The sequence below is a fragment of the Duganella sp. Root1480D1 genome, from assembly GCF_001427305.1.
Taxonomy (GTDB): domain Bacteria; phylum Pseudomonadota; class Gammaproteobacteria; order Burkholderiales; family Burkholderiaceae_D; genus Rugamonas.
Map to the genome: position 1 here is coordinate 256984 of NZ_LMFZ01000007.1, position 25587 is coordinate 282570.

A 25587-nucleotide genomic window follows, 5' to 3' on the forward strand; every position below is an offset into this window, starting at 1 on the left:
GGAGCATACTAAGCTACATGAACAATTCACGTAAAGTGGCCGCCGCCGCTGGCGCCGTGGGATTCGTATGGGCCGGATTGACCGCCCTCCTCATGGCCGGCCAGCGCAAGCTGCTGTTCAATCCCACCGTCAAGCGCGAGGTGCAAAGCCCGCGCAGCAGCGGCCACCGCACACGTGCAATTGTGCTGCGCGGAGGTGACGGAACGCGATTGGCCGGCTGGCTGATGACGCCACGCGAACCTGGCGTGCGCCCTGCGGTAGTGTATTTCGGAGGACGCTCGGAGGAAGTATCCTGGCTGGTACGCGACGCCGGCAACCTGTTCCCCGGCATGACGGTATTGACCCTGAATTATCGCGGCTACGGCGACTCGCACGGCGAACCGGGCGAAGAAATGCTGGTGGCCGACGCCTGTATGCAACTGGACTGGTTGTGCAAGCATCACAAAGTGGACCCGACCCGCATTGCCGTAGTGGGGCGCAGCCTGGGTTCCGGCGTGGCCGTGCAGGCGGCGTTGCAGCGCAGGGTTCAGGCCACGGTGCTGATCACACCTTACGATTCGATCCTGGCGCTGGCGCAGCGCAAATTCCCTGCCCTGCCGGTGTCGATGCTGCTGCAGCACCGCTTCGAATCAGTCAAGCATGCAACGCAACTGGCGGCGCCGACCTACGTGCTGCGTGCAGCCAGCGACGATATCGTGCCGCATTCGCACACCAATGAACTGGTCAGCAAGCTGACCTGCCTGCATCACGACGAAATCATTCCCGATTCAGACCACCTGAATATTCCCTACCTGCCGGCCACGCAGCAGAAGATCGCCAGCTTCCTTCAGGCGCAGTTCAAGCCGGCGGCTTGAATACCGAGCGGAAGGCGCGCATTGCGGCCGGGTGGCCAATCGTCATATGGGTTTCTTCCAGCATCGGAGTCAATTGCCAGCGCAGGCCCTCGACCTGCACGCTGGCCAGCGCACTCTCCAACTGCTGCGCCAGCTCCGGCTGGCCTTTCTCGCCGCTGGTGGCGATGAACAGGGTCTTGTCCAGGCGTTTGCGGCGGCGCAGCGTGTCGCCGGCAGTCTTCAGCATTTGTCGGCTGTTCCACCATAGCGTCGGATCGATGGCGATAAAGGTATCGAACATCTCCGGCGCCTGCAGGAAGGTCTCCAGCACAAACATGCCAGCCAGCGATTCGCCGATCAGTGCGGTTTCGCCGGTGGTGTTGTAGCGGGCTTTCACCTGCGGCATCAGCTCCTCGCGGATGAAATGGCGGAAGACGGCCGAGCCTCCGACCACGGGAGCGATCTTCCGGTCTTCAGGGTTGTCGGTGGGTGCGGTCATATCGCGGCGGCGCTGCGTATTCTCGATCCCTACCAGCATGAAGGAGCGCATCACCAGGCTGGCCACCGAGATTTGCAGCAAGCCTGCCGTGTGGACGAAATCTTCCGCCACGCCGCCATCAAGCATGAACAGCACCGGCAGCGGCGCATCCGGTTTCACGTTCCAGGCGCGCGCCGAGTAGACGTTGATGCGGCGCGTTTCCCCGAGAATTTTCGACTCCATGGTGAAGGCCTCGCCGATCGCCAGCGGTGCAGAGGGCGTAGCTCCCATCGCTACCGGTTCGCCCGCCCGCGCCACAGCGGCCGCCAACGCGCCCGCCGCCATGCCCAACACTTGTCGCCTGTTTGCCATGCTTTCTCCTCTCAGAACGCCAGACAGCCACGGTACGCACGCGGCGCCACCACGGACAAATACCCATGCACCGCCTGCCGTACCAGCGCCCGCAGCGCTGGCGCGTCGGGCCGCTCACTGCGCGCCATCAAGGTTTGCGCGACCAGGCTGTACGCGATGGCATGCGCCGCAAATGCCGCATCGGCCAACACTGCCTCGGCCGGCCAGTCGGCGCCCGCTCCCAGGCCGCGCTCCCATAGCGCCACGAATTCGCCGTACAGCTCGCGGAAAGCCTGCGGCTTCGACACTTGCCGCTCCAGGTGGAACAGGGCAGCCCACTGTTCGGGTTCTGCCAGCGGGGCCTGGAGTTGAGCTTCCAGCAGCGCATCGACCCGTTCTGGCAGCGGCAAGCCGGCCGCCGACTGCACCGATTTCTCCAACGCTGCCGCAATGGCCCGCACGCGCTGGCGGATGCTTACTGCGGCCAGCGCATCCTTGCTGGCGAAATATTCATAGAAGCTGCCGGCGCCTACGCCGGCCAGCGCCAGCACCTGGCGAATGCTTACCTGGGCATAGCCTTTCTCGACGAGCAATTGCACGAAAGCCTGCTCGATGGCCTGCGCCGTGGCACGGGCCCGCGACTGTGTCGGTTTTCGCCGCTTCGGCGCGACGGTAAGTGGTGCATGCATGGTCGGAATCCGAACACCCGGGAAAGCGCCGAGCATTACACTTTCTTGCACATTAATCAAGGAGCTGTGCCGCAATGGACAACCTGACCCACGAATTGAAAGGCTATAACCTGTACACCAGCGATCTGGCGCTGCAGGAAGGCATCTGCCGCGCCGGCGCCGGTGCCCACGAAGCCGAACTGGAAGCCTACGGTGCCTTGCTGGGCAGCGAGGCCACCATCCGCATGGCGGAAGACGCCAACCATTTCAAGCCCGAACTGCATACCTTCGACCGCCAGGGCCGCCGCATCGACCGCGTCGAATTCCACCCGGCCTGGCACGGCATGATGCGCATGGCGCGCGAGCAGGGCATGATTACACAGCCCTTCTCCGACTCGCGGCCGGGCGCCTGGGCGGCATACGCTGCCGCCTTCTCGATGCACCACCAGATCGAATCCGGCAGCCAATGCCCGCATTCGATGACGCTGGCTTGCGTGCCCGTGTTGCGGCAAGAGCCGGAGCTGTTCGAAGCGCTGGTTCCAAAGCTGTTCTCGCGCACATACGATCCGCGCGATATCCCGCTGGAACAAAAAGATTCGATCCTGGTCGGCATGGGCATGACGGAAAAACAGGGCGGCTCCGACCTGCGCACCAACACCACGCATGCCGAAGCGGTGGCAGGCGGCTACCAGCTGACCGGCCACAAATGGTTCTTCTCCGCGCCGATGTGCGATGCCCACCTGGTGCTGGCGCGCACCGGCGGCGGCCTGTCCTGCTTCTTCGTGCCGCGCTACCGGCCGGACGGCAGCAAGAATGCTGTGCAGGTGCAGCGCCTGAAGGAAAAGATCGGCAACCGCTCCAACGCCAGCAGCGAAGTCGAATTCCATGGTGCCTGGGGGCGCATGGTGGGCAAGGAGGGACGCGGCATCCCGACCATCATCGAAATGGCCAATATCACGCGGTTGAACTGCGTGATGGGTGCGGCGAGCCTGATGCGCCAATGCGTGGTGCAAGCAATCCACCACTCGCGCCAGCGGCACGCTTTCGGCAAGCGCCTGGCCGACCAGTCATTAATGCAGAATGTACTGGCCGACATGGCACTGGAAAGCGAGGCCGCCACGCAGTTGATGATGCGCATGGCCGAAGCCTTCGACCGCGACGACTCGCCGCTGGAACGCGCCTACCAGCGCATCGTCACTCCGGCCGGGAAGCTGTGGACTACCAAGCGCTCCATCGAACTGTCGGCGGAGGCAATGGAAGTCTTCGGCGGCAACGGCTATATGGACGAAGGCCCGATGGGGCGCCTGTACCGGGAAACGCCGGTGCTGTCGATCTGGGAAGGCTCCGGCAACGTGATGGCGCTCGACCTGCTGCGCGCCATTGCCCGCGAGCCGGAAGCGATGGCCGCCCTGCTGTGCGACCTGCAGGACGGCTGCCACGCCGATGCCGCGCTGCGTCCCCACCTCCTGGCGCTTGGCAGCCTGCTCGACGGCTCCACCCCGCAGGAAGCGCTGGCGCGCCGCAACGCGCAATCGCTGGTCCTGCTGATCCAGGCCCGCCTGCTGCGCGAGCGCGCCCCAACCGCAATCGCCGACGCCTTCATCGCCAGCCGCTTCGACACCGCGCATGGCCGCATCTACGGCACCCTGTCCGACACCGCCGTCCACCCCGCTATCATCGACCGCGCGTGGCCAATGTAAAGGTGTTACCATGGTGTTACCGAGTATCGAGGAAATCCCGTGTCGACAACATCGCTGAAATTGCCCGAGGATTTGAAACAACGCGCGGCTTCGGCCGCCCAAGACCTCGGCTTGAGCACCCATGCCTTCATGGTCGAAGCGATCAGGCAAGCAACTGAACAAACCGAAATTCGCGCTCAGTTTGTGGAAGAGGCGCTTGCCGCCCGATCAGAAATGCTGGAATCCGGTGCAGGTTACGAAGCCAACGAAGTTCGTGCATACCTGCGGCAGCGCTTGCGGGATAAGGATACCCCCCGGCCGCCTGCCAAGCCATGGCGCAAGTAACATACTCGGAAACTGCGCTTTCCAATCTGGAGCGCATTGTTGAATTCATGGTCACCGAATCGGAAGAGGCGGCGGCAACGGCACTGGACTTGATCGTCGATGCAATCGGTATGCTTGCCCGCCACCCGCTGGTTGGGCGCCCGGCAGAAATGCACTTGCGTGAACTGGTTATCTCACAAGGACGCACCGGATTCGTTGCACTTTATTCGTATGAACCAATGCAGGATGTGGTGCTAGTGCTGGCTGTCCGGCATCAACGTGAGGCTGGCTTCCGGTATAATCCTGGCCCATGAACGATACTACCCGCCCAGAACTCCCGGACCACCTGTCGATCGACCCGCGCAGCCCGCACCACGTGGCTGCCGTGTTCGAGCACGACATTGGCATCAAATTCAACGACAAAGAGCGCTTTGACGTTGAGGAATACTGCATCAGCGAAGGCTGGATCAAAGTCCAGCACGCAACGGCCAAAGACCGCCGCGGCCAGCCAATGCTGGTCAAGCTGAAAGGCAAGGTAGACGCTTTCTACCGCTGATATTCCCCGAGGCCAGCATTCGCTGGCCTTTTTTCTTGCCTCAAACCGCAGGCACCTGATCCAGGTCGTGATACACCAGCAGGCCGCGCTTGCGTGCCGCCGCCACCATGGCGTCGGTCCCGGCCGAGGCGCCACCAATCCTCAACACCGCGTCGCAGTGCGCTAGTAAGCGCTCACAGTGCGGATGAAAAATCTCCTCGTAGACAGCATCCCCCACGCCTTGCGAGCCGGCGGCGTGCAGCACGGGCAGCGCCAGCCACTCACCCAGCACCGGCGTATGGCCCTTGCGGTAGAGCGGCAAGACGAAGGATTCCATGGCGGCCACATTGGCGGCGATGCGCGCCGGGTCGTCGCCTGTACCGGAACGATAAGGCCCGGCGACCAGGATCATCATGCTGCGCGGCGGCAGCAAATGCAGGTGCAAATACTGCAGCAGCATGATGGTCTTGGCGTCCATGATTTCGCCGCTGGCGGTCATGGCCAGCGCCTTGTCGGCATCCATCTCGATGACTTCGATATCCTCGCCTTCCTGTTCCAGCCCGCCGCCGCTGCCAATCTTCGATCCGGCGTGATACTCGCCCACGAAGAAATGCAGCCGCTCGGTAACCGATCCAGGGCTCATGAAGACGTCGAATACCGGCCGCAGCTGCTCCACCTTGTAGCCGGTTTCTTCCTCCAGCTCGGCGTGCATGCGCTGTTCAGGATGCGCCTCGTCCAGCAGGCCGGCCGGGGCTTCGATCAGGTAGCCATCGTGCTGGTTGACGTAAGCGGGGAAGCGGAACTGGCGCGTCAGCAGCACCGTGCGGCGCGTGCTGTTATACAGCAGGGCGACGGCGCCGTTGCCGCGGTCATAGGTCTCCCGGCTCATGGTTTGCCAACGGCCATCGCGCCGCTTCAAATCGAAAGTGGTCGTCTTGAGGACGTACCAATTGTCTGACAGTAGTTTGACCGACTTGATACGGACATTTTCTTCCATGGGTTTTCCCTTAAAAAGTATCGCCTTGTGATACCTGAACAGCGCAAGCGATGATAACTTGGAAATAAAACTTCTGCTTCCCTGACCTTTTGTCCAAACTCCGCGCAAGGTACAACTTTCATCACTTTCGCTAAAGGAGACATCATGTGGGGGACAAACTATGTACGGCGAGGCTGCCGTGCTATCGCAATCCTGGCAATCGGATTGCTTACGCTGCGCTCGACAGCCGCATCGGAACTGCCGACGACTTCAAACCCTGCGTTGGCCCAGCAATTACAGGTTGGCGACCTGCTCTTTATCCGCGTATCAGCCCTGCCGTTTCGAAAAGTCGCTGAGACCACGAATAGCTGGACCAACCATGTCGGCATCGTCATCGCGACCGATGGCACGGAGCCGGTCATCGCAGAAAGCACCTTCCCGGTATCTAAACAGGGAAGCCTTGCGCGCTTTCTCGCGCGTTCGGAAGGCGGCCGCGTCGGAGTGAGCCGCCTCAACACGCCGCTAACGGCCAAGCAGCAGCGCGCCCTGGTTCAGGCAGCGCAGGCCCGCATGGGCATCTTCTACGACACCGGCTTCAACCTGCACTCGCCGCGCCAATTCTGTTCGCGCTTTGTGCACGAAGTACTGCGTGAGGCAAGCGGCATCCAGGTTGGCGAAACCGAAACCTTCGCCACCCTGCTGGCGCGCAATCCGGATGCCGACCAGGCGTTCTGGAAATACTGGTATTTCGGGCAGATTCCATGGGAGCGAGAGACCGTAACGCCGGCTAGCGTCATGAACAGCTCGCAAGTGCATGCCGTCTTCGATGGTTTTGTCGCCAACAACTCCTCAGTGCGCAATCCTTGACCAGGACTAACCCAGATCCAAGGATCCACATTCCAGCGGCGAACTGCCCTGATCGCTGGAGCTTGACATTATCGATTACAGATGTAATCATAATCCAGCGATTACACATGTAAATGATCGCCTGCGTCCCCGCCGGGACGCAGTCCTGCCATTGAATGCGATGATGCCCAGCTTGGGCAGGCTTTTCGTCAATGTCAGCAAATCAACCGCAGATACAAAAAGGCCTTATGTCTCACATGCTCGTTACACTCGCGCTTGCCGCTGCTGCGCAGGCATCCGCACAAGTCCCGCCTGCAACCGGGGCGCTGGATGGCGCAACCCGCCATGCCGTCGTCAAGCGATTGGCACAAACCGTCGAGGACAATTACGTGTTTCCGGATGTAGCAAAGAAAGTGGCTGCGCACCTGCGCGACAGGGATGCGAAAAATGCCTATGCCAGCGCCGGCACGGCCGCTTCCCTGGCGGAGATGCTGACCGCGGATATGAGAACTACCGGAAAGGATATGCACTTTGGCGTGCGTTTCGACCCAGAATTCAAGGCCGCGCCGGACGAAAGTGCCCCGAGCGCCGAGGCGCTTGCCCAGCAGCGCCAAGAGTCGGAACGCCTCGCAGGTGGCGTCTTCCGCGTCGAGCGCCTGCCGGGCAATGTGGGCTATCTGGACATTCGCGGTTTTGAACCAGCGTCGTTTTCGGCCCCCTCCATCGAGGCGGCGATGACGCTGTTGAAACATACCGAGGCGATCATCCTGGACTTGCGCAAGAATGGGGGCGGCGATGGTGAAACTGTTGCCTACCTGATGAGTCACTTTTTCGCCGAGGGCGACCGGCGGCATTTGAATGACATGGTCTTCCGTAAGAATCAGCAAAGCAAACAGTACTGGACCAGTACGGCAACTGCTGTGCATTACACCCGCCCGGTGTATGTGTTGACTTCCAAGCGGACTTTCTCAGCGGCGGAAGAGTGCGCCTATGATTTTCAGACGCAAAAACGGGCGACCCTCGTCGGGGAAACAACTGGCGGCGCCGCGAATCCGGGCGCCCCCATTGCGGTAGATGGCGGCTTGGTCGCCTTCATTTCGACCGGACAAGCCATCAACCCGATCACGCACGGGAATTGGGAAGGTGTCGGCGTCAAGCCGGATGTGGCGACACCGGCGGATCGCGCACTCGACGTCGCCAACGCCAGAATCCTGCGCGAGATTATCATGCCGAAAATCGGCGACGACCGAGCCCGCGCGCAATTGACTGCGGAGGCGGAGCGCATGGAGAAGGGTGAAGTTAAGTAAGCGAGATCGATGATCTCATCGCGTCCGAGCCTCGGGACGCGAATCGAACGGGCCGCTTTGGCCCAAGCCCTCACGCAACATTTTCCAGGCGGTCGAATTACGAAAGCCTGCTATCTAATTTTCTCAAAGGTGGAGGTAACATCCATCGCAGTGGGACGTGTTCCATTTGTTCGCTTGGCAAACGCCTCCATCCCCTTCTCATCATATGTCGTTATCAGCTGCAAATGTTCTTCATCAACACTGACCTTTTTCACCGAGGTCCAGCCAACTTGGCTGGAGACGTCAGACTTCAATATTGTCGTCTCCAAGGAGTCTTCGCCAACCAGGCGATATGAACCAGAGCTGGCATTGGTAGAGCTGCTGAGGCTCCATGTTCCATCTCTTCGGAAATCCATAGTGGACGCTCCATGGGACTCTTGAATTCGAACTACCTTCCCATCTGCGGTCTGTACCATCTTTATATGACGCCATTTGCCAACGATGGCGTCAACTTCAATAGGCAATGCAAAGCTGCTCGTGGCACCTGTCATCAAAATCATTGCCCCAACAAGGGATTGTATTTGCTTCATTTTGTAGGTTTGGATCTTGGTTTTTTTTCGGGTGGCCGCTCTTTGGCCAGTAGCGAACACGCCTCTAAAATTCGGCGCCACTCTTTGGTTGAGGACGCGTGCCTTCAATCACCTGCATTACCAGGGCCCTCACAGCGCGAGAAACTTTATCTGACGGGTCCATAGTGATGGCACGGTCAACCGAGTCCAACGCTTGCTTGTTGCGATTCGCTACCAAATAGGCGAGCGCCAAATTGGCGTGCAATTCCGGTACTGAAGGAGCAAGCTTGATCGCTCTTTGTAGCGCGGCGACGCCATCCGTTCCTTGCCCAACATCGATGCAGGAAAGTCCATACTCACTGGCGACATCCGGATTATTTTGCTCGATTGAATAAGCGGTCTTGAACGCGCCATATGCATCTGAGCGATTCCCCAGTGCCTGGTGCGCTTTTCCGATGAACCAGCTGGCCTGCCAATGCTGCCTGTCGGCACGAACAACAGCCTCAAGCCTGGCAATCCCTTCCTCCAAGGCGCGGCGCCTGACCGCGTCCAAAGCTGGTTCCCGCTCCGACATCTTCATGTGCTGCGATATGAGCCCCGCCCCTGCTTTGAAGTCGGCGGCAACATCGGTAGTACTTGCCAGGTGTGGTTGCGCCGCGAGCGAGAGCGACTCAACCAGAAGGCAGGATGAGAAGATAAGACAAATCAGCAATTGGCGCATGGTTTGGTAGACGAAGTGAGTCCGGAGATAGCTACAAATGGCCGATTGTACTCGGTCATCTCACGACGACTTCTACCCCGGCAAATTCCCTGTCTCAAATCGCCACTACGCGATGTGATGGCAAACAACGGCAGACGTCTCAGGCCGGGACCTGTTGTTCTGACGTATGGTCCAGTGCGCCATTGATTGTATGTATTCGATATATTCAATTTAACATCCCATCCAGCGACCGCCGGAGGAATGCTCAATTGGTGGCGAAGGACATGAAGAAATCGAGAAACGGTTTCGAGCCGCGCCAGCGCGCCTGCGCGGCGCTGTTGGCGCTGGCCACCGGCGCCGGCAATGCCGCGTCCGCCGACGATCCGCTGCAGGACATCGTGCGGGACGATGCGCCGGCACGGCCGCTGGATGATCGTCTGTATAAAAGTTATGGTGCGGCGGCACTGGAGATCCTGGGATTCCAGCTTGCGCTGAACCGGGTTGACCATGCGTTCGTCCGGCCGGACGACTATGACGTGAGCGTCGGATCGATCCGACGCAACCTGCACAGCAGCTGGGTCGTTGACCGGGACCCGTTCAAGATCAACCAGCTCGGCCATCCTTACCAGGGCTCCGTCTACTTCGGACTCGCGCGCAGCAACGGGCTGACGTTCTGGGAATCGATGGGCTATGCCTTTGCCGGCAGCGCCGTCTGGGAAATCGCCGGGGAGACGACGACGCCGTCACGCAACGACCAGATCACGACCAGCTTCGGTGGCAGCTTCCTGGGCGAAGCCTTGTACCGGATGGCGAACCTGGTGCTGGACGAGGGGTATGGACTCTCGCCGCAATGGCGCGAAGTTGCGGCCGCCGCAGTATCGCCGCCGCTCGGATTCAATCGCCATGTCGCCGGGGGCCGCCGCGCCGCGCCGTGGGTGAGCAACAGCCCGGCCATCTGGGGCCGCTTGCAGCTGGGCGCTGGAGGAATCACGAGCAGCAACGTCGGCCCCTCGCTGGCGCCTCGGCGCAACGAGGTCGCGGCCGACTTTGCGCTCGACTACGGCTTGCCGGGCCAACCCGGCTATACTTGGCGACGGCCTTACGATTACTTCCTGTTCCGCGTCAGGATGTCGAACGTGCAGGGTGTCGAAAGCCTTGCATCGCGGGGCATGCTATTCGGCGCGCCCTACGGGTTCGGCAGGAGCCTGAACGGCATCGCGGGGCTATACGGCAGCTACGATTATCTGGCGCCGCAGTTGTTCCGGGTGGCGAGCACAGGACTGTCGCTGGGCAGCAATGCGCAGTTGTGGCTGAGTGACCACTACGCGCTGCAAGGCCATGCATCGGCCGGCATCGGATATACGTCCACCGGCACCAATCGCGCCAGCACGAGCGGGCAATACCATTACGGTTTCGCACCGCAAGCGATGCTGATGCTGCGCCTGATCGGCGTCGATAGGTTCGCCTTCGAACTCTCGGCGCTTGAATTCTTCGACGGCAAGCTGACCAGTCCTGGATCGGACGGGGCGGACCGCGTGTTCCGCGGCGACGCGTCACTGACCTGGAGGGTCACTGGCCACCATGCCGTCACGCTCAAATACCTGACGTCACGCCGGACATTCGCGTTCGAGAGCGTCCCGGAACGGCAGCAGCGCCGCGATACGGTCGGCCTCTACTACACCTACCAGTTCGCGCGGGCCTTCGGTGCCGTAAACTGGTGACCGCCGGCACAGGAAACGCGGGATTCCAGTTGAACCACTCCAGGTGCTTCCAAACCCAATGTCGCCTGTCGGCCTTGCGGAATCTCGGTTTGGCTCCGCAGTCGACAGACTGGAAGAAGCGGGCAATGCCGCCGCTTGCTATGTCGCCAGTAAAATAGCGCGCAAAGCCTGCCACCGAGCTGCCTTTTCAACGTAGCCCAATGTATATGCTGGGCTACTCGAAGGCAGCTCCTCGATTTGGTAGTTTGCGGCGTGCGAACCGAGCACTTTCCTTCCTAACTTCGCAGCTGTTCCGCCATTAAAGGCGATCGCCTTGATGTTTGGATGGCGCGCAAGCAAAGTGCACAAGTCATTGTCGTTGCGCGCCCTGATCCTGCTGTCCAGACTTCCTGGACGATGGGCTTCAGCCACCACATCCCATAGTCCCACTCCGTGCGCCAGCAGCGCTTTCAGCCTGGATGAATAGTCGAGGGGAACGAGGTCCAGGGCGATCACTTGCGACATCAACATCCAGAATTTGTTCTGGCGGTTACCGTAGTACTCCTGCACGGCCAGCGATTTGTCGCCCGGCAGGCTGCCCAGCACCAGCAGGCGGGTGCGTTCGTCGACGACGGGATCAAAGCAACGTTTCAGTTCCATTCGTGCATTTTAGCGGGAGTTCGGGTGTAGAATCGAACGGTAGTGCTAAACAGATAATCACACCGGAGACCGCAACCATGTCTGAGCAGCGTGCCATCGTTACCCTGCTGTTGAAATACAGCGAAAGTCACCTGAATCCCACCAATGAGGCGATCCACTGCGTTTGCGTACCGCTCATTGTGTTCAGCCTGCTGGGATTGATCTGGGCCATCCACCCGCTGCTGGCGGTGGCACTGGCTGCGGCTTCGATGGTCTATTACTTCAAGCTGTCGCGTAATTTCGCGCTGGGGATGCTGGTGATGGCCGGCTTCATGCTGGCGGTGTTGAGTGCGCTGCCGCCGGCTTCGGTACTGCCACTGAGTATTGTGATCTTCGTGCTGGCCTGGATCGGCCAGTTCATCGGGCACAAGATCGAGGGCAAGAAGCCTTCGTTCTTCGATGACCTGCGCTTCCTGCTGATCGGGCCCCTGTTTGTGCTGGGCGTGCTGTACCGCCGCCTGAATGTCGCCTACTAGAACAACGCGACGTTGAGCTGGTCGGGGGACATCGCTTCCCCGGCCACCAGAATGATCACCGCTGCAGCGACATAGCCGAGCACTGAGGCGACCCAGATGCGCGTTTCCATGTTCATGCCTGCCTCCAGTCTTTAAGTACTTGAATAATACCGATTTTTTAGCGTCGAATAATCACTGATTGTCGCACTGCGCGGTATTAAAGAAACACTTATACTGGCGGGATGCCTTCTCCAATACTCTTCATTCTTGCCTGTCTTATCTGGGGTTCCACCTTCTTCGCGATCACCCTGCAACTGGGCGACATCGCTCCCGCCGTTTCAATTGTCTACCGTTTTGCCCTCGCTTCGAGCGTGCTGTTCGCATGGTGCCTGCTGCGCGGCGACAAGCTGAAGCTGTCGTGGAAGGCGCAGCGCTGGACCATCCTGCAAGGGTGCTGCAGCTTTGGCCTGAGCTATATCGGCACCTATAACGCGGAACAGTACGTTGTATCGGCCCTGGTGGCGGTGCTGTTTGCGCTGATGGTGTTCTGGAATCCGATCCTGAACCGCTTTGCCTTCGGCACCCCACTGACCTGGCGCACCTGGGCCGCCGGCAGTGCGGCAGTGGGCGGCGTGGTGCTGCTGTTTTATCACTCGATTACTGAGTCGCTGCGCGACGTGATGGCCGGCGGCCAGGGGCATTTCATCCTCGGCCTGGCACTGGCGCTGGGTGCGACCATTGCCAGCTCGGTCGGCAACACGCTGGTAGTCAAGGTGCGCCAGCATGAATCGAATGTGCTGCTGACCATGGCCTGGGGCATGTTGTGGGGCACCTTGCTGGTCGCGCTGTGGGCTCTGGCGCGCGGCGATGCTTTTGTCATGCCGCGCACTGCGTCGTACTGGGGCGGCCTGCTTTACCTGTCGCTGCTGGGCTCCGTGATTGCGTTCGCCTGCTACTTCACGCTGATCGACCGCATCGGCACGCAAAAGGCGGTGTACATCGGCGTGGTGACGCCGGTGATTTCCGTGCTGCTGAGCATTCGCCTCGAGAATTACCGGCCGGGATGGATGGAAATCCTGGGCATGGTGGTGTGCATCGCCAGCGTGGCCTGGGCGCTCAAGGCGCCATCGATGCCGGCCAGCCGTACTCCTGTTGACCTTAAACCTTTGAAGAAAGCTTCATGAGCAATTTGACTATCCGCCCTGCCCGTCCGGAAGACGTGGCGTCCATTATGGCCATGATTCGTGAGCTGGCTGTTTTCGAGAAACTGGAACACCTGGTGGTGGCTGATGAAGCCATGCTGCATGAAGAGCTGTTCGGCGCCAAGCCGGGTGTGGAAGGCATCGTGGGCGAGGAGGCGGGCGAAGTGGTGACCTATGCACTGTTCTTCCACAATTTCTCGACCTTCCTGTGCAAGAAGGGGCTGTACCTGGAAGACCTTTACGTAAAGCAGAACCGCCGCGGTGCGGGCTACGGCAAGCAGATGCTGGCCGCGCTGGCCAAGATTGCTGTCGAACGCCAATGCGGGCGCTTCGAGTGGTCGGTGCTGGACTGGAACATGAACGCGATCAAGTTCTATGAGCAGATGGGCGCGGATGTGCTGCCAGATTGGCGCGTTTGCCGCGTGACTGGCCCGGCCTTGCACTCCCTGGCTGAAGCATGAGAATGAAACTTCTGCGATCGGGATTCCTGCTCTTTGCGGCGCTTCTTTGCGGTATTGCGAAAGCTTCGCCCGAGTCTGACTTCTGGACTTGGTTCCAGAAAAGTGACAACATGCTTTTTGATTTTGAGACGGATCAGGAAGCGGTTTTCGATCAGCTTGCGGCCAAAATGCATCAGGTTGATGCCAGGCTTACCTTTGAATTCGGGCCAAAAAAACAGGGGCGACGGGAATTTGTCATTAGCGCTGATGGCAATCGAGATGCATTTCCAATGGTCGAGAAGCTCTATGCGGCGGCGCCACATTTGGCGCGCTGGAATGTCATCAAGTTCAGACCACGCCGCGAACCCTTTGACATTAGTTATGGCGGTGTCACGGTCAAAGCCCAGACCGTTTCTGCCTTTGTCAGGAGGGACGGGGGCAAAGCGGCAATCGCCGTATTAATTCCTGGCTATACCAAAGCAAGACATAATGAGTACGCGATGATTGCCTTCCTGCTGCTCGATCAAGCACTCGGCGAATACGATGTCGAGACAAGGATCGGTGGCGTGGACGTCACCGCACCCTCAGCACGCTACCCAAAGACGACGCCATTGAAGGACCTGCCGAAGTCGGTTGATGCTGTGTTAGCCCATTGATCATCGCATACATAGCGGGCGAACCGCGATGGCAACCAGGCCGACCAAGGTCGCGGCCTGCAATCTTGAAAAAAAAGTCTACGCGCGCCTCAAAACCTTGCGCAGATATGGGAGTTCCCGAGTGGGCAAAAAAATCCCTCGCGGCTCGTGTGTGGTCGGGCGAGGGATACTAAACCCAGGTGTCAGTTGGGAGGGGAGATGAATCGACGGTTTCAATATAGTCGCCCTGACCCGGCCTTGCCTTGTCACTTACAAATTCTTACCTGGATTACATTTGATCTAGCTCAATACATTCTCTGGAGAAACTCGCAGAATGGATAGTCCCGCCCTCGGTGGAGACCGAAGATGTTCAAAGCTTTGTATCGGGTTTACCTGCGTTTTTTGCTGAACCGTTATATGCGTGAATTGCAGGTATTGGCGGCACAGCGGGCCAATGATGCGTTGGCTGAGCAGGTACTTACGCGCGAAGCCGAGCAGGTGCGCGCGCGGCTGCTGATGCTTTGAATCCCCTTTCCATCCATTCAAACAGCCCTTGCGTGAGCAGGGCCAGGACGGCTGCCGGCAGCGCGCCGGCCAGCATCAGGGTGTTGTCGTTCAGGGCCAGGCCGGTGGTGATGCGTTCGCCGTAGCCCCCGGCGCCGATGAAGGCGGCAATGGTGGCGGTGCCGACGCTCATCACGGCGGCTGTCTTGACGCCGGCCAGTATCACCGGTGCCGCCAGCGGCAGTTCGATCTCTTTCAAGCGCTGCATGGTGCGCAGGCCAAGCGCTTCGGCTGCCTGCTTCAGGCCTTGCGGCACGCCACTGATGCCGGTGCAGGTGTTGCGGATGATCGGCAGCAGCGCGTAGACGAACAATGCGCACAGCGCGGGCACGGTGCCGATCGTGCCCAGCAGCGGGATCAAGATGGCCAGCAGGGCCAGCGAAGGGATAGTTTGCAGGATGCCTGCAGCGGCCATGACCGGTTCGCGCAGCTTTGGGCGATAGGCGGCAAGGATGCCGAGCGGGATGCCGATGGCGCTTGCCATCGCGACGGACAAGGCGACCAGCAGGATGTGCTGGCGGGTTAGCGGCCAGAAGTCGTCCGCAAAAAGGCGTTGCCATAACGTGGGAGCCCGGGATGAGGCTGGGGCCTCGCGCGAAGCGGCGGATCGGCTGGCGGCCGGCGTGGCTGAAGCTTCTTGGTGCGCGAGCCAGTCGCGGGCGATGCCGGCGAAAGGCTGGCCGCGCAATTCCGCGGCGGCATTCATCGCGATCATGTCGGCGACGCTGATGCGGCCTTCCAGCGCGCGCAATGCCTGCCAGGCGGCCGGAAAGCGTTGGGCGGCGTCGAGGCGGTATAGCAGGACGGCGTCGTAGCGCGGGAAATAGGCGCGGTCGTCGTCCAGCACGCGCAGGCCGTACTGGCTGATCTTGGCATCGGTGGAGTAAATGTCGATGACGTCGACCTGCTTCTGCGCCAGGGCCTCGTAGGCGATTCCGTGGTCGAGGCCGCGCGGCGTGGCGCTGATGCCGTATCGCTTTGCGAGGCCTGGCCAGCCATCGGCGCGGCCAATGAATTCATGCGACAGGCCGTAGTGCAGTTCGCGCCGGGCAGCCAGTTCGCTCAGTTTGCGCGGGCCGCCAGCGTCGCCGCGTACAGCCAGTGCGTAAGTATTGTTGAAGCCAAGCGGGACGGCTGCGCCCAGGCCTTGCGCAGCCAGTTCACGCTGCATTTCTTCCAGCGTGGCGGGCTGCGTGCGCTTGAGGATTTCCTGGCTGATGGTGCCGGCGTATTCGGGGTAGACGTCGATGCTGCCGGACTTCAGCGCGGCCAGCACGATGGCGGTATTGCCCAGGCCCTGCTTGTGCTCGACCTTTGCGTGCGGCGCGGCAGTTTGCGCCAGCAGTTCGCCCAGGATGTAGGATTCGGTAAATCGCTTGGAGCCGATACGCAGCGTGTTGTCGGCGTTTGCGGTTGAAACTGCGGCGGCCGCCAGGGCCAGCAGGACGGTGGCGGCGCGGCGCAGCAAGTCAGGCGCCTGGAGCCGGGACTACCACGGGAATGCCGACCACGGGATCGCGCCAGACGCCACGGTTGACCACGGCGACGCAAGGGTTGAAGCCAAAGGCATACGACAGGTCCGCAGGGCGTGCGATCTGCCACAGCGCGAAGTCGGCGCGCTTGCCCACTTCCAGCGTGCCAACCTCGCCATCGAGCCCGAGCGCACGGGCGGCATTGATGGTGCAACCGGCCAGTGCTTCGAGCGGCGTCAGGCGCCACAGCGTGCACACCATATTCATCGCCAGCAGCAGGGATGTCATCGGCGCAGTGCCGGGATTGTTGTCGGTGGCGACTGCCATCGGCACGCCGGCGGCGCGCAAGGCGGCGACCGGAGGCGGCGTGGTGTCGCGCAGGAAGTAGTAGGCCCCGGGCAGCAGCACGGCCACCGTGCCGGCGGCATCCATGGCGGCGATGCCTTCGGCGCTCAGGTGCTCCAGGTGGTCGGCAGACAGGCCGCCGAAACGGGCCACCAGCGCCGCGCCGCCCTGGTCGGACAACTGCTCTGCATGCAGCTTGACCGGCAAGCCCTGCTCGCGGGCAGCGGCGAAAATACGCTCCGTTTGCGCAGCGGTGAAGCCGATGCGCTCGCAGAAGGCATCCACCGCGTCGGCCAGGCCGCCGGCGGCCAGCTTGGGGATCATGCCGATCACTTCGTCGACGTAATCGTCGGCGCGATCCTTGAATTCAGGCGGCAGCGCGTGCGCTCCCAGGAAGGTGGTGCGCACCGATACCGGCATCACCTGCTCGACGCGGCGCGCCACGCGCAGCATCTTCGATTCCGACTCGAGGTCAAGGCCATAACCCGACTTGATTTCCAGCGTGGTCACGCCTTCGGCCAGCAAGGCGGCGATACGCGGCAGCGATTGGCGCAGCAATTCGTCGTCGGAAGCAGCACGGGTGGCGCGCACGGTGGACATGATGCCGCCGCCGGCGCGGGCGATATCTTCATAGGTGGCGCCGTTCAGGCGCGCCTCGAATTCGTCGCTGCGGTTGCCGGCGTGGACGATATGGGTGTGGCAGTCGATCAAGCCCGGCGTCAGCCAGCAGCCGCCGGCATCGTGCTCCAGTGCCGCACAACCCGCGGCGGCGGCGTCCTCGCGGAGGCCGATCCAGGCGATGCGGCCGTTATCGACCGCAATGGCGGCATCGCGGATTTCGCCATAGCCCTCGCCCACCATGGTGGCAAGGTGCACGTTGGTGATCAACAGGTCCCACTCAACTGCCATGTGTTTTACTCTTCGTTCGGGAAAATATCGACAATGAACACGGTGGCGTGGCCCGCCTCCAGCGTCCACACATCATCCTTGTCCAGCACCACCGCATCATAGCGCACCAGCGAGATGCGTTCACTGGCGCTGGCCAGGTTGAGGCTTTCCCCTTCGGCCAGGAATACCACGGTGGTCGGGCTGCGCCGCTCCAGTGTGGAGAAATCGCGGATGGTGCGCCGCTCAAGCTGGTGGTTGCAGATGGAGCGCCGCGTCATGACGTTGAAATCCGTGGTCGGCGCGCCTTCCACCGTGGCAGTGACGGCGTTCTCGCCCGGGAAGGCGATCACCGGCTCGCGCTCGGACAGCGCCACGCGCCGCTCATTGCCGACATCCAGCACCACGCCGCCGCCCTCGACCAGGGTCAGCGTGCGGTCGATGCCGGGAAACACGGAGAACGGCCCGCTCTGCGCAATGGTGGCCAGTGACAGGCGCCACTCGAACTCGTCGAAGCCGGCGCCCGGCGGCATCACGCACAATTCCGTGGTGCTGCCGCCGCCGTTCTTCCATGGCGTGGCGTGCAGGCTTGCATACTGGATGATTTGAGTCATGCTCGTAGCTCGCGCAGTTCGGCCAGTGTCTTTTTGAAGCGCGTGGTGATGGCCGGTTGCGCCACGTGCTTCTGGCCGCGCACCACCCAGTGGCCGCCGACCATCACATCCCTCACTAGATTATCATTTCCGCTGAAAACGAAGCATCCCAAAACATCGGCAGCCTCGATTCCGTCAAGATTCGGGTGGTCGTCGTCCAACACTATCAGGTCGGCACGCTTGCCGACCGCCAGCGCTCCCACCGGGCGCCCCGCCGCCTGCGCGCCGCCCTGCAAGGCAGCTTGCCACAGGAAGTCACCGACACGGCGCTCGCTTACGGATGTCGCGATATTGCGGCGCTGCTGCAACAGGCGCTGGCCGTATTCAAGCCAGCGCAATTCTTCCACCGCGCTTTGCGAGACATGGCTGTCGCTGCCGACGCCGAAGCGGCCGCCCTGCTCCAGGAAGCTTTCAAGCGGGAACAGGCCGTCGCCCAGGTTGGCTTCCGTGGTCGGGCACAGGCCAGCCACTGCGCCGCTTTGCGCGATGGCCATGACTTCTTCCGGCGTCAGGTGGGTGGCATGCACCAGGCACCAGCGCGCATCGACCGGCAGGTTTTCAAGCAGGTATTGCACCGGGCGCTTGCCGGAGAAATCCAGCGACTGCTGCACCTCGCCCTGCTGCTCGGCGATGTGGATGTGTACCGGGCGCGCTTTGGGCAGGTGGTCCAGCACTTCGCGGATCTGCGCCACCGAAGCAGCGCGCAGCGAATGAGGCGCGACGCCGACCTCCACCTGGGCGTCGCGCTGCGGTTCCAGCTCGCCGATGATCTTCAGCACGTCGCGCGCGTCGGTGCGGAAACGCGCCTGCTCCGGCTTCAAAGGCTGCTCGCCGAAGCCGGCATAGGAATACAGCACCGGCAACATGGTGATGCCGATGCCGGTCTGGCGCGCGGCGGCAATCACGCGCTGCGCCGTTTCGGACGCCTGCGGGTACATGCTGCCGTCGGGCGCGCGCTGCACGTAGTGGAACTCGCACATCGAGGTGTAGCCGTGGCGCAGGCACTCGGCGTATAACTGGGCCGCAATGGCTTCCATCTGCTCCGGCGTGATGTTGCGCGCGAAACGGTACATCAGGTCGCGCCAGGTCCAGAAACTGTCCTTCGAGTCGCCCGCCACTTCGGTCAGGCCGCCCAGCGCGCGCTGGAATGCGTGCGAATGCAGGTTGACCATGCCCGGCATGACCAGGCGCGCGCCCGGGATGCCCGGCGCCGCCACGGCATCGGCCTGCACGGCGGTGAAGTTGCCGCGATCGTCCCATTGCAGCAGGACGTTCTTGCGCCAGCCGTCGGCCAGCAGCGCGTTGTGCGCAAACAGGGCTTTCATTTGCGCACCCATTCTGCGGCGGTTTGCACCAACTGGCGCAGCAGCGGCTGGATTTCAGAAGCGCGGTCGACGCGATAGCCGAACGGCGCCACTTCGTCCATATAGGTGGACTGGCACATCTCGAGCTGGATCGCATGCACGCCCTGCTCCGGCTTGCCGTAGAAGCGCGTGATATGGCCGCCCTTGAAGCGGCCGTTGACGGCCACGGTGAAGCGCTCGTCGCGGCGCGCTGCCCCGGCGATGGCGTCGGTCATGGCCTGGTCGCAGCTGGCGCCGTCGGCGGTGCCGAAATTCAGGTCGGGCAGCTTGCCTTCAAAGAAGCGCGGCACCACGGACGCGATGGAGTGGGCGTCCCACAGCACCACCTTGCCGTGGATGGACAACAGGCGGTCCAGTTCCGCGCGCAACTGGGTGTGGTAAGGCTGCCAGTATGCGGCCAGGCGGCGCTGCACTTGCGCTTCGTCAGGCTGGCGGCCTTCCAGGTACAGCGGCTCGCGGTGGAAAGTGTCGACAGGACACAGGCCGGTGGTGTCCTGGCCGGGGTACAGGTTGGTGTTCTCCGGCGGGCGATTCAGGTCGATCACATAGCGCGACCAGCGCGCCGACAGGGTGGACGCGCCAAGCGCGCCCAGGAAGTCGTACAGCTGCACCAGGTGCCAGTCGGTATCGGCCTTTTCGGTCGCCGCCGGCGTCATCGCCGCGGCGACATCGTCAGGGATGTCGGTGCCCACGTGGGGCATCGACACCAGCAAGGGAATACTGCCTGCTTGGAAGCGGTAATCCATGAAACCTCCTTACGGATGCAGGGCGCTGAACAGGCTCTTGCAGGTTGCGCTCAGGTCGCCGTTCACCACCATCTGCTTGGCTGCCTCGATGTCCGGCGCGAAGAAGCGGTCGGCGTCGAAGAATGGTACCTTGGAACGGAGCTGGGCGTGCACATGTTCCAGTTGCGCCGAGGTTTTCAGCGGGCGGTGGAAGTCGATGCCCTGCGCCGCGGCCAGCAGCTCGATGCCGAGGATGGTCGCGGTATTGTGCGCCATATCGTGCAGCCGGCGCGCGCCGTAGGTGGCCATCGACACATGGTCTTCCTGGTTGGCGGAAGTCGGGATGGTGTCCACGGAAGCCGGATGCGCGATCGACTTGTTTTCCGACGCCAGGGCGGCGGCGGTGACGTGGGCGATCATGAAGCCCGAGTTCACGCCCGGGTCGCGCACCAGGAATGGCGGCAGGCCGGACAGGGTGGCGTCGATCAGCAGCGAGACGCGGCGCTCGGAGATAGAGCCGATTTCGGCGATGGCCAGCGCCAGCGTATCGGCGGCAAAGGCCACCGGCTCGGCGTGGAAGTTGCCGCCCGAGACCACCACCGGGCCGTCGTCGTTCTGGAAGATCAGCGGGTTGTCGGTCACGGCATTGGCTTCGATCAGCAGGGTGCGGCCGGCATTGGCGATCAGGTCCCAGCAGGCGCCCATCACTTGCGGCTGGCAGCGCAGGCAGTACGGGTCCTGCACGCGCTCGTCGCCCACCAGGTGCGAGGCGCGGATTGCGCTGCCGGTCACCAGTTCGCGGTAGATGCCGGCGGCAGCGATCTGGCCCGGCTGGCCGCGCACTTCGTGGATGCGGGCGTCGAACGGGGAATCGGAGCCCTTGGCGGCATCCAGCGACATGGAGCCGGTCACCATGCCCGCCTCAAGCAGGCGTTCGGCCATGAACAGGCCGTGCAGCGCCAGCGCGGTGGAAGCCTGGGTGCCATTGATCAGGGCCAGGCCTTCCTTGGCGGCCAGCACTACCGGGGCGATGCCGGCGGCTTTCAGCGCGTCGGCCGCTGGTACCAGCTCGCCTTTCACGCGCACATCACCCACGCCCAGGATGGCCAGGGTCATGTGCGACAGCGGGGCCAGGTCGCCGGAGGCGCCGACCGAGCCTTTGGCCGGGATGGCAGGCATGATGCCCTTGTTGTAGAGGGCCACCAGGGTGTCGATCACGATCGGGCGGATGCCGGAGAAGCCGCGCGACAGGCTGCTGATCTTGGTCAGCATCAACAGACGCACCACTTCGTCGGACATCAGTTCGCCGGTGCCCACCGAGTGCGACAGGATCAGGTTGCGCTGCAGTTGTTCCAGCTTGTCGTCCGGGATGCGGGTCTTGGCCAGCAGGCCGAAACCGGTGTTGATGCCGTAGGCGGCGTCGCCCTTGGCGACGATGTCCTGCACGGCTTTGCAGGAGGCTTCGATGGCGCTGTAGGCTTCCTTGGCCAGGCCGATCGGGGTGTGGGCGCTCCACACGGTGCGCAGGTCGGTCAGGGTCAGTTTGCCGGGGGTCAGGGTCAGTTGGGTCATTGTTTGTGTCTCGTGTTCGTTTGCTTTTAAACCGGTAACCCAGTGTCTGACCCGCAGGGTCAGACACTGGTACGCGGCGGTCGCGGGCCAGGTGTCGGACCCTGCGGGTCAGACACCGGTTTACCGGTTTATTTGATCATCGGCAGGTTCAGTTTATTACGCTTGGCGCATTCGATGGCGGTCTGGTAGCCGGCGTCGGCGTGGCGCATCACGCCCGAACCGCAGTCGTTGACCAGCACGCGGCCCAGGCGCTTGGCGGCGGCATCGGTGCCGTCGGCCACGATCACCACGCCGGAATGCTGCGAATAGCCCATGCCCACGCCGCCGCCGTGGTGCAGCGAGACCCAGGTCGCGCCGCCGGCGGTGTTCAGCATGGCGTTCAGCAGCGGCCAGTCGGACACCGCATCGGTGCCGTCGCGCATGCCTTCGGTTTCGCGGTTGGGCGAAGCCACCGAGCCGGTATCCAGGTGGTCGCGGCCGATCACGATCGGCGCTTTCAGTTCGCCGTTCTTCACCATTTCATTGAAGGCCAGGCCGGCGATGTGGCGCTCGCCCAGGCCCAGCCAGCAGATACGCGCCGGCAGTCCCTGGAAGGCGATGCGCTCGCGCGCCATGTCCAGCCAGCGGTGCACGTTGGCGTGGTGCGGGAACAGTTCCTTGATCTTGGCGTCGGTCTTGTAGATGTCTTCCGGGTCGCCGGACAAGGCCACCCAGCGGAACGGGCCGCGGCCTTCGCAGAACTGCGGGCGGATGTAAGCCGGCACGAAGCCCGGGAAATCGAAGGCGTTCCTGACGCCCTTGTCCAGCGCCACCTGGCGGATGTTGTTGCCGTAGTCGACCACCTTGGCGCCCAGCGCCTGGAAGTCCAGCATGGCTTGCACGTGCACGGCGCAGGAAGCGGCGGCAGCGTCGACCAGTTTGGCGTGCTGCGAGGCGTCGGCCTGGGCCGCCTTCCACTGCTCCACGCTCCAGCCCTGCGGCAGGTAGCCGTTGACCAGGTCGTGGGCCGAGGTCTGGTCGGTCACCAGGTCCGGCACCAGGCCGCCGGCCTTGGCGCGGCGCACCAGTTCCGGCAGCACGTCGGCCGCATTGCCCAGCAGGCCGATGGAAATGGCGTCGCCATTGGCCTTGTGCTGCTTGATCATTTCCAGCGCTTCATCGATGCTGGCAGCCTGCTTGTCCAGGTAGCGGGTGCGCAGGCGGAAGTCGATCGAGGATTGCTGGCATTCGATGTTCAGCGAAACGGCGCCGGCAAAGGTGGCGGCCAGCGGCTGCGCGCCGCCCATGCCGCCCAGGCCCGCGGTCAGCACCCAGCGGCCTTTCAGGTCGCCGCCGAAATGCTGGCGGCCCGCTTCGGCGAAGGTTTCGTAGGTGCCCTGCACGATGCCCTGGGTGCCGATGTAGATCCAGGAACCGGCCGTCATCTGGCCGTACATGAACAGGCCCTGGCGGTCCAGTTCATTGAAGTGCTCCCAGTTGGCCCATTTCGGCACCAGGTTGGAGTTGGCCAGCAGCACGCGCGGCGCATCTTCGTGGGTCTGGAACACGCCGACCGGCTTGCCGGACTGGATCAGCAGGGTTTCATTGGCTTCCAGCTTTTTCAGCGACGCCAGGATCTGGTCGAAGCACTCCCAGTTGCGGGCCGCGCGGCCGATGCCGCCGTACACCACCAGGTGTTTCGGGTTCTCCGCCACTTCCTTGTCCAGGTTGTTCTGGATCATGCGGTAGGCCGCTTCGGCGCCCCAGGTCTTGCAGACCATTTCCGGGCCGCGCGGGGCGCGGATATCGCGGGTGGCATCGTAGCGGGGATCGTTGGCAAGGCTGGTAGACATGGCGGCTCCTTGGATGGTGAATGCTGCCACTCTAGGTTGTCTATACAAGTTAGTCAACTGATTTTTAGCGGCTTGCGGCGCTAATAGTTAGCAAGTACACTACTTTTCTTTCACGCTTACAATTCCAGTCCTGCGCATGCTTCTCGACCACCCCGACTTCCCTTTGATTGACCTGGCAGGGGAAGCGGCGGCCAAGGCCTACCAGCTCATCCTGCAGCACCAGCCGCTGCCCATCACGCTGTGGCGCCGCGCTGCCGGCGGCCAGGCTGGCAGCGCGGCGCCGCGCGGCACGCTGGCCGAGGTGCGCGCCCAACTGCATGCAGCCGCTACGCCCGGCCAGGCGGGCCAGGTGCTGCTGTTCGAGATGGCGGCCCGCTTCGAGGATTGCCCGGCCGAGCGCGCCCTGCTGGTCGAATTCGGCGCCGGCACGGGGCTGTTGCATGGCCTGCTGCTGGCCCTGCCCTACACCGTCAACCGCCAGCGCCAGGTGATTCCCGGCATGATCCAGTTGCGCCGCTGCCCGGAACGGCTGCGCCATTTGGCCGACGACCTGCTGCCGCGCTTTTCCCGTGCCATGCGCAGCAGCGAAGGCGGCTCGGCCTGGCTGCGGGCGCTCGAATACGACCGCCTGGCGCCGCCATCGCAGGACACTTTCGAAGCCACCCGGCGCGCGGTCGATGCAGTGTGCCCCGCGCTGCGGGCCGACAATCCGGACCAGGACTGCAATGTGCTGGCCAACCGCCACGTCGATGCGCTGGTCGAACGCTATCCTTTCGAACACGGCATCGCCTACCGCAAGGCGCTGTACCAGCTCGGGCTGGACCTGAGTGCGGCCAGCCTGCTGCGCATCGATTACCTGCTCGAGCAGCTCAAGCCCACGCTGGCCGTGCCGGAAGCCCAATTCATGGCGCGCCCGGCCAACCGCAATTTCCTGCACGTGCTGGCGTTCTATATCGGCACCGTGGTGGCGCAGGAATCGGGCGCGCGCATCGACTGGTTCACCGCGCGGCAATTGCAGCGGGCGCACGCGATCGCAGTCGACGCGGCGGCCCAGCCGCGCCTGGCGCTGGCCGGCATGTTCAACAAGAGCGATGTGTACTACCCGCTTGAACTGCTGCTGGAGCGCCTGTTCGGGTCTTGCAGCAGCGCCCAGTTCCGCGCCACGCTGAAAGAGCTGGGACGCATGGCGGCCGCCTCGCGCGCCTCGCGCCTGCAGGACGATATGGAGCACGTGCAGCGCCGCATCGACATGGCGCGCAGCGGCGATCCCGCCTACCTGGTGCCGCAGCGCCCGTCCTGGGCCGACGGCGACAGCATCGACCTGTGGTTCCAGAACGTCGGCGCGCTGTTCCTGGGCGGCCGCCTGGTGTGGGGCCGCATTACCCAGGCCAATCACCTGATGTGGAAAGAGGGCAGCGCCAACTGCCCGGGCGAAGTGCTGTACGACCTGCGCGGCATCCCGGGCGGCGACGCGCTGGGCCCGATTGCCGACACCATTTTCGACTACAAGTGCACGCGCCCGCTGGACCACCGGCTGGCCTTCCTGGCCGACCTGCTGACCGAGGAAAGGACGCGCAGCTACGGCCTGCCGCTGCCGCTGCGCCTGTCCAGCGCCGACCTGCGCCTGACCACCATCTTCTTCGACCGCAAGCACCTGCCTGGCGGTTACCTGCACAGCGCCCTGGTCCCCCTGCTGATCCATGACGACTACCCGGGCATCGTGACGGTGCTGCCGGAGCGCTTCTGGACGGTGGAAGTAACGGCCCACGCCCGCCGCAACGGCTGGCCGGTATGAAAGC

General features: G+C 62.7%; 27 protein-coding genes. 14 read left to right on the forward strand and 13 right to left on the reverse strand.

Annotated elements, in window-relative coordinates:
• Positions 1-17: 17 nt before the first annotated feature.
• A complete protein-coding gene (locus tag ASD58_RS10005) occupies positions 18-854 on the forward strand; it encodes an alpha/beta hydrolase (RefSeq protein ID WP_057260955.1) in 837 nt (278 codons plus the stop codon).
• Here ASD58_RS10005 and ASD58_RS10010 read toward each other — a convergent pair.
• Positions 838-1683: an alpha/beta hydrolase gene (locus tag ASD58_RS10010; protein WP_057260956.1), complete on the reverse strand. Its 846-nt coding sequence runs from the start codon at positions 1681-1683 to the stop codon at positions 838-840. The two genes, ASD58_RS10005 and ASD58_RS10010, sit on opposite strands and share 17 nt — an antisense overlap.
• 11 nt (positions 1684-1694) lie before the next feature.
• Positions 1695-2351 (reverse strand): TetR/AcrR family transcriptional regulator, encoded by a 657-nt coding sequence (locus tag ASD58_RS10015; protein ID WP_156401220.1) that lies wholly within the window; start codon positions 2349-2351, stop codon positions 1695-1697.
• Positions 2352-2425: 74 nt separating this feature from the next.
• On the opposite strand from ASD58_RS10015, the gene ASD58_RS10020 reads away from it, so the two are divergent.
• The 4 genes from ASD58_RS10020 to ASD58_RS10035 are packed head-to-tail and all read left to right on the forward strand — an operon-like array spanning position 2426 to position 4889.
• Positions 2426-4030 (forward strand): acyl-CoA dehydrogenase family protein, encoded by a 1605-nt coding sequence (locus ASD58_RS10020; RefSeq protein WP_057260958.1) that lies wholly within the window; start codon positions 2426-2428, stop codon positions 4028-4030.
• A 39-nt stretch (positions 4031-4069) separates the two neighbouring features.
• Positions 4070-4354, forward strand: coding sequence for a CopG family ribbon-helix-helix protein (locus ASD58_RS10025; protein ID WP_057260959.1), 285 nt, complete (start codon positions 4070-4072; stop codon positions 4352-4354).
• The gene (locus ASD58_RS10030; RefSeq protein WP_057260960.1) at positions 4342-4647 is read left to right on the forward strand and encodes a type II toxin-antitoxin system RelE/ParE family toxin; all 306 of its coding nucleotides are present in this window, start codon (positions 4342-4344) and stop codon (positions 4645-4647) included. The genes ASD58_RS10025 and ASD58_RS10030 overlap by 13 nt, the downstream gene beginning before the upstream one ends.
• Positions 4644-4889: a DUF3297 family protein gene (locus tag ASD58_RS10035; protein WP_057260961.1), complete on the forward strand. Its 246-nt coding sequence runs from the start codon at positions 4644-4646 to the stop codon at positions 4887-4889. The genes ASD58_RS10030 and ASD58_RS10035 overlap by 4 nt, the downstream gene beginning before the upstream one ends.
• Before the next feature lie 40 nt (positions 4890-4929).
• Here the strand turns inward: ASD58_RS10035 and ASD58_RS32700 are convergent, their stop codons facing one another.
• Positions 4930-5865, reverse strand: coding sequence for an NUDIX domain-containing protein (locus tag ASD58_RS32700; RefSeq protein WP_057260962.1), 936 nt, complete (start codon positions 5863-5865; stop codon positions 4930-4932).
• Between the two features lie 144 nt (positions 5866-6009).
• Between ASD58_RS32700 and ASD58_RS10045 the strand changes: the two genes are divergently transcribed.
• Both ASD58_RS10045 and ASD58_RS10050 read left to right on the forward strand, forming a co-directional pair.
• The gene (locus ASD58_RS10045; protein ID WP_082565331.1) at positions 6010-6711 is read left to right on the forward strand and encodes a YebB family permuted papain-like enzyme; all 702 of its coding nucleotides are present in this window, start codon (positions 6010-6012) and stop codon (positions 6709-6711) included.
• Positions 6712-6938: 227 nt separating this feature from the next.
• On the forward strand, positions 6939-7997 hold the full coding sequence (locus ASD58_RS10050) for a S41 family peptidase (RefSeq protein ID WP_162253002.1): 1059 nt from the start codon (positions 6939-6941) through the stop codon (positions 7995-7997).
• A 110-nt stretch (positions 7998-8107) separates the two neighbouring features.
• Here ASD58_RS10050 and ASD58_RS10055 read toward each other — a convergent pair whose 3' ends face one another.
• Together ASD58_RS10055 and ASD58_RS10060 are read right to left on the reverse strand one after the other, a co-directional pair.
• Positions 8108-8674, reverse strand: coding sequence for a hypothetical protein (locus ASD58_RS10055; protein ID WP_156401221.1), 567 nt, complete (start codon positions 8672-8674; stop codon positions 8108-8110).
• Complete coding sequence (locus tag ASD58_RS10060) at positions 8631-9266, reverse strand: tetratricopeptide repeat protein (RefSeq protein WP_082565333.1); 636 nt, start codon at positions 9264-9266, stop codon at positions 8631-8633. Before ASD58_RS10060 ends, ASD58_RS10055 begins: the two co-directional genes overlap by 44 nt.
• 263 nt (positions 9267-9529) lie before the next feature.
• Between ASD58_RS10060 and ASD58_RS10065 the strand changes: the two genes are divergently transcribed.
• A complete protein-coding gene (locus tag ASD58_RS10065) occupies positions 9530-10966 on the forward strand; it encodes a DUF3943 domain-containing protein (protein WP_057260966.1) in 1437 nt (478 codons plus the stop codon).
• A 138-nt stretch (positions 10967-11104) separates the two neighbouring features.
• Here ASD58_RS10065 and ASD58_RS10070 read toward each other — a convergent pair whose 3' ends face one another.
• Positions 11105-11605, reverse strand: coding sequence for a DNA-deoxyinosine glycosylase (locus ASD58_RS10070; RefSeq protein WP_057260967.1), 501 nt, complete (start codon positions 11603-11605; stop codon positions 11105-11107).
• A gap of 77 nt (positions 11606-11682) precedes the next feature.
• Here ASD58_RS10070 and ASD58_RS10075 point away from each other — a divergent pair, with 77 nt between their 5' ends.
• The 5 genes from ASD58_RS10075 (at position 11683) to ASD58_RS31830 (ending at position 14901) form a co-directional block, all read left to right on the forward strand.
• Positions 11683-12120, forward strand: a complete 438-nt coding sequence (locus tag ASD58_RS10075) for a DUF962 domain-containing protein (RefSeq protein WP_057260968.1) — start codon at positions 11683-11685, stop codon at positions 12118-12120.
• Positions 12121-12341: 221 nt separating this feature from the next.
• Positions 12342-13283, forward strand: a complete 942-nt coding sequence (locus tag ASD58_RS10080) for a DMT family transporter (RefSeq protein WP_057260969.1) — start codon at positions 12342-12344, stop codon at positions 13281-13283.
• Complete coding sequence (locus tag ASD58_RS10085) at positions 13280-13762, forward strand: GNAT family N-acetyltransferase (protein WP_057260970.1); 483 nt, start codon at positions 13280-13282, stop codon at positions 13760-13762. Before ASD58_RS10080 ends, ASD58_RS10085 begins: the two co-directional genes overlap by 4 nt.
• Positions 13763-13764: 2 nt before the next feature.
• Positions 13765-14397, forward strand: a complete 633-nt coding sequence (locus tag ASD58_RS10090; RefSeq protein ID WP_057260971.1) for a hypothetical protein — start codon at positions 13765-13767, stop codon at positions 14395-14397.
• Between the two features lie 345 nt (positions 14398-14742).
• Positions 14743-14901, forward strand: a complete 159-nt coding sequence (locus tag ASD58_RS31830; protein ID WP_200951596.1) for a hypothetical protein — start codon at positions 14743-14745, stop codon at positions 14899-14901.
• Here ASD58_RS31830 and ASD58_RS10095 read toward each other — a convergent pair.
• The 7 genes from ASD58_RS10095 to hutU all read right to left on the reverse strand — a co-directional run bounded on the left by ASD58_RS10095 (position 14855) and on the right by hutU (position 23788).
• The gene (locus ASD58_RS10095) at positions 14855-16405 is read right to left on the reverse strand and encodes a glycine betaine ABC transporter substrate-binding protein (protein ID WP_373994444.1); all 1551 of its coding nucleotides are present in this window, start codon (positions 16403-16405) and stop codon (positions 14855-14857) included. The genes ASD58_RS31830 and ASD58_RS10095 overlap by 47 nt on opposite strands.
• Before the next feature lie 4 nt (positions 16406-16409).
• Positions 16410-17666, reverse strand: a complete 1257-nt coding sequence (gene hutI / locus ASD58_RS10100) for an imidazolonepropionase (protein ID WP_057260972.1) — start codon at positions 17664-17666, stop codon at positions 16410-16412.
• 5 nt (positions 17667-17671) lie between these two features.
• Positions 17672-18256, reverse strand: coding sequence for a HutD family protein (locus tag ASD58_RS10105; RefSeq protein WP_057260973.1), 585 nt, complete (start codon positions 18254-18256; stop codon positions 17672-17674).
• Entirely contained in the window at positions 18253-19620 is a 1368-nt protein-coding gene (locus ASD58_RS10110; RefSeq protein ID WP_057261052.1) for a formimidoylglutamate deiminase, read from the reverse strand. Before ASD58_RS10110 ends, ASD58_RS10105 begins: the two co-directional genes overlap by 4 nt.
• Positions 19617-20405: an N-formylglutamate deformylase gene (hutG, locus tag ASD58_RS10115; RefSeq protein ID WP_057260974.1), complete on the reverse strand. Its 789-nt coding sequence runs from the start codon at positions 20403-20405 to the stop codon at positions 19617-19619. The genes ASD58_RS10110 and hutG overlap by 4 nt, the downstream gene beginning before the upstream one ends.
• Positions 20406-20414: 9 nt before the next feature.
• The gene (gene hutH, locus ASD58_RS10120; protein ID WP_057260975.1) at positions 20415-21956 is read right to left on the reverse strand and encodes a histidine ammonia-lyase; all 1542 of its coding nucleotides are present in this window, start codon (positions 21954-21956) and stop codon (positions 20415-20417) included.
• 128 nt (positions 21957-22084) lie between these two features.
• Positions 22085-23788: a urocanate hydratase gene (gene hutU, locus ASD58_RS10125; RefSeq protein ID WP_057260976.1), complete on the reverse strand. Its 1704-nt coding sequence runs from the start codon at positions 23786-23788 to the stop codon at positions 22085-22087.
• Between the two features lie 136 nt (positions 23789-23924).
• Between hutU and ASD58_RS10130 the strand changes: the two genes are divergently transcribed.
• Positions 23925-25583 carry a hypothetical protein gene (locus tag ASD58_RS10130; RefSeq protein WP_057260977.1) on the forward strand — a complete coding sequence of 553 codons (1659 nt, stop codon included), beginning with the start codon at positions 23925-23927 and terminating at the stop codon, positions 25581-25583.
• Positions 25584-25587 lie beyond the last annotated feature (4 nt).

Coding starts and splice junctions, on each gene's coding strand:
- ASD58_RS10005 (WP_057260955.1), top strand. CDS start 18: ATGAACAATTCACGTAAAGTGGCCGCCGCCGCTGGCGCCGTGGGATTC.
- ASD58_RS10010 (WP_057260956.1), bottom strand. CDS start 1,683: ATGGCAAACAGGCGACAAGTGTTGGGCATGGCGGCGGGCGCGTTGGCG.
- ASD58_RS10015 (WP_156401220.1), bottom strand. CDS start 2,351: ATGCATGCACCACTTACCGTCGCGCCGAAGCGGCGAAAACCGACACAG.
- ASD58_RS10020 (WP_057260958.1), top strand. CDS start 2,426: ATGGACAACCTGACCCACGAATTGAAAGGCTATAACCTGTACACCAGC.
- ASD58_RS10030 (WP_057260960.1), top strand. CDS start 4,342: ATGGCGCAAGTAACATACTCGGAAACTGCGCTTTCCAATCTGGAGCGC.
- ASD58_RS10035 (WP_057260961.1), top strand. CDS start 4,644: ATGAACGATACTACCCGCCCAGAACTCCCGGACCACCTGTCGATCGAC.
- ASD58_RS32700 (WP_057260962.1), bottom strand. CDS start 5,865: ATGGAAGAAAATGTCCGTATCAAGTCGGTCAAACTACTGTCAGACAAT.
- ASD58_RS10045 (WP_082565331.1), top strand. CDS start 6,010: ATGTGGGGGACAAACTATGTACGGCGAGGCTGCCGTGCTATCGCAATC.
- ASD58_RS10050 (WP_162253002.1), top strand. CDS start 6,939: ATGTCTCACATGCTCGTTACACTCGCGCTTGCCGCTGCTGCGCAGGCA.
- ASD58_RS10060 (WP_082565333.1), bottom strand. CDS start 9,266: ATGCGCCAATTGCTGATTTGTCTTATCTTCTCATCCTGCCTTCTGGTT.
- ASD58_RS10065 (WP_057260966.1), top strand. CDS start 9,530: ATGAAGAAATCGAGAAACGGTTTCGAGCCGCGCCAGCGCGCCTGCGCG.
- ASD58_RS10070 (WP_057260967.1), bottom strand. CDS start 11,605: ATGGAACTGAAACGTTGCTTTGATCCCGTCGTCGACGAACGCACCCGC.
- ASD58_RS10075 (WP_057260968.1), top strand. CDS start 11,683: ATGTCTGAGCAGCGTGCCATCGTTACCCTGCTGTTGAAATACAGCGAA.
- ASD58_RS10080 (WP_057260969.1), top strand. CDS start 12,342: ATGCCTTCTCCAATACTCTTCATTCTTGCCTGTCTTATCTGGGGTTCC.
- ASD58_RS10085 (WP_057260970.1), top strand. CDS start 13,280: ATGAGCAATTTGACTATCCGCCCTGCCCGTCCGGAAGACGTGGCGTCC.
- ASD58_RS10090 (WP_057260971.1), top strand. CDS start 13,765: ATGAAACTTCTGCGATCGGGATTCCTGCTCTTTGCGGCGCTTCTTTGC.
- ASD58_RS31830 (WP_200951596.1), top strand. CDS start 14,743: ATGTTCAAAGCTTTGTATCGGGTTTACCTGCGTTTTTTGCTGAACCGT.
- hutI (WP_057260972.1), bottom strand. CDS start 17,666: ATGGCAGTTGAGTGGGACCTGTTGATCACCAACGTGCACCTTGCCACC.
- ASD58_RS10105 (WP_057260973.1), bottom strand. CDS start 18,256: ATGACTCAAATCATCCAGTATGCAAGCCTGCACGCCACGCCATGGAAG.
- ASD58_RS10110 (WP_057261052.1), bottom strand. CDS start 19,620: ATGAAAGCCCTGTTTGCGCACAACGCGCTGCTGGCCGACGGCTGGCGC.
- hutG (WP_057260974.1), bottom strand. CDS start 20,405: ATGGATTACCGCTTCCAAGCAGGCAGTATTCCCTTGCTGGTGTCGATG.
- hutH (WP_057260975.1), bottom strand. CDS start 21,956: ATGACCCAACTGACCCTGACCCCCGGCAAACTGACCCTGACCGACCTG.
- hutU (WP_057260976.1), bottom strand. CDS start 23,788: ATGTCTACCAGCCTTGCCAACGATCCCCGCTACGATGCCACCCGCGAT.
- ASD58_RS10130 (WP_057260977.1), top strand. CDS start 23,925: ATGCTTCTCGACCACCCCGACTTCCCTTTGATTGACCTGGCAGGGGAA.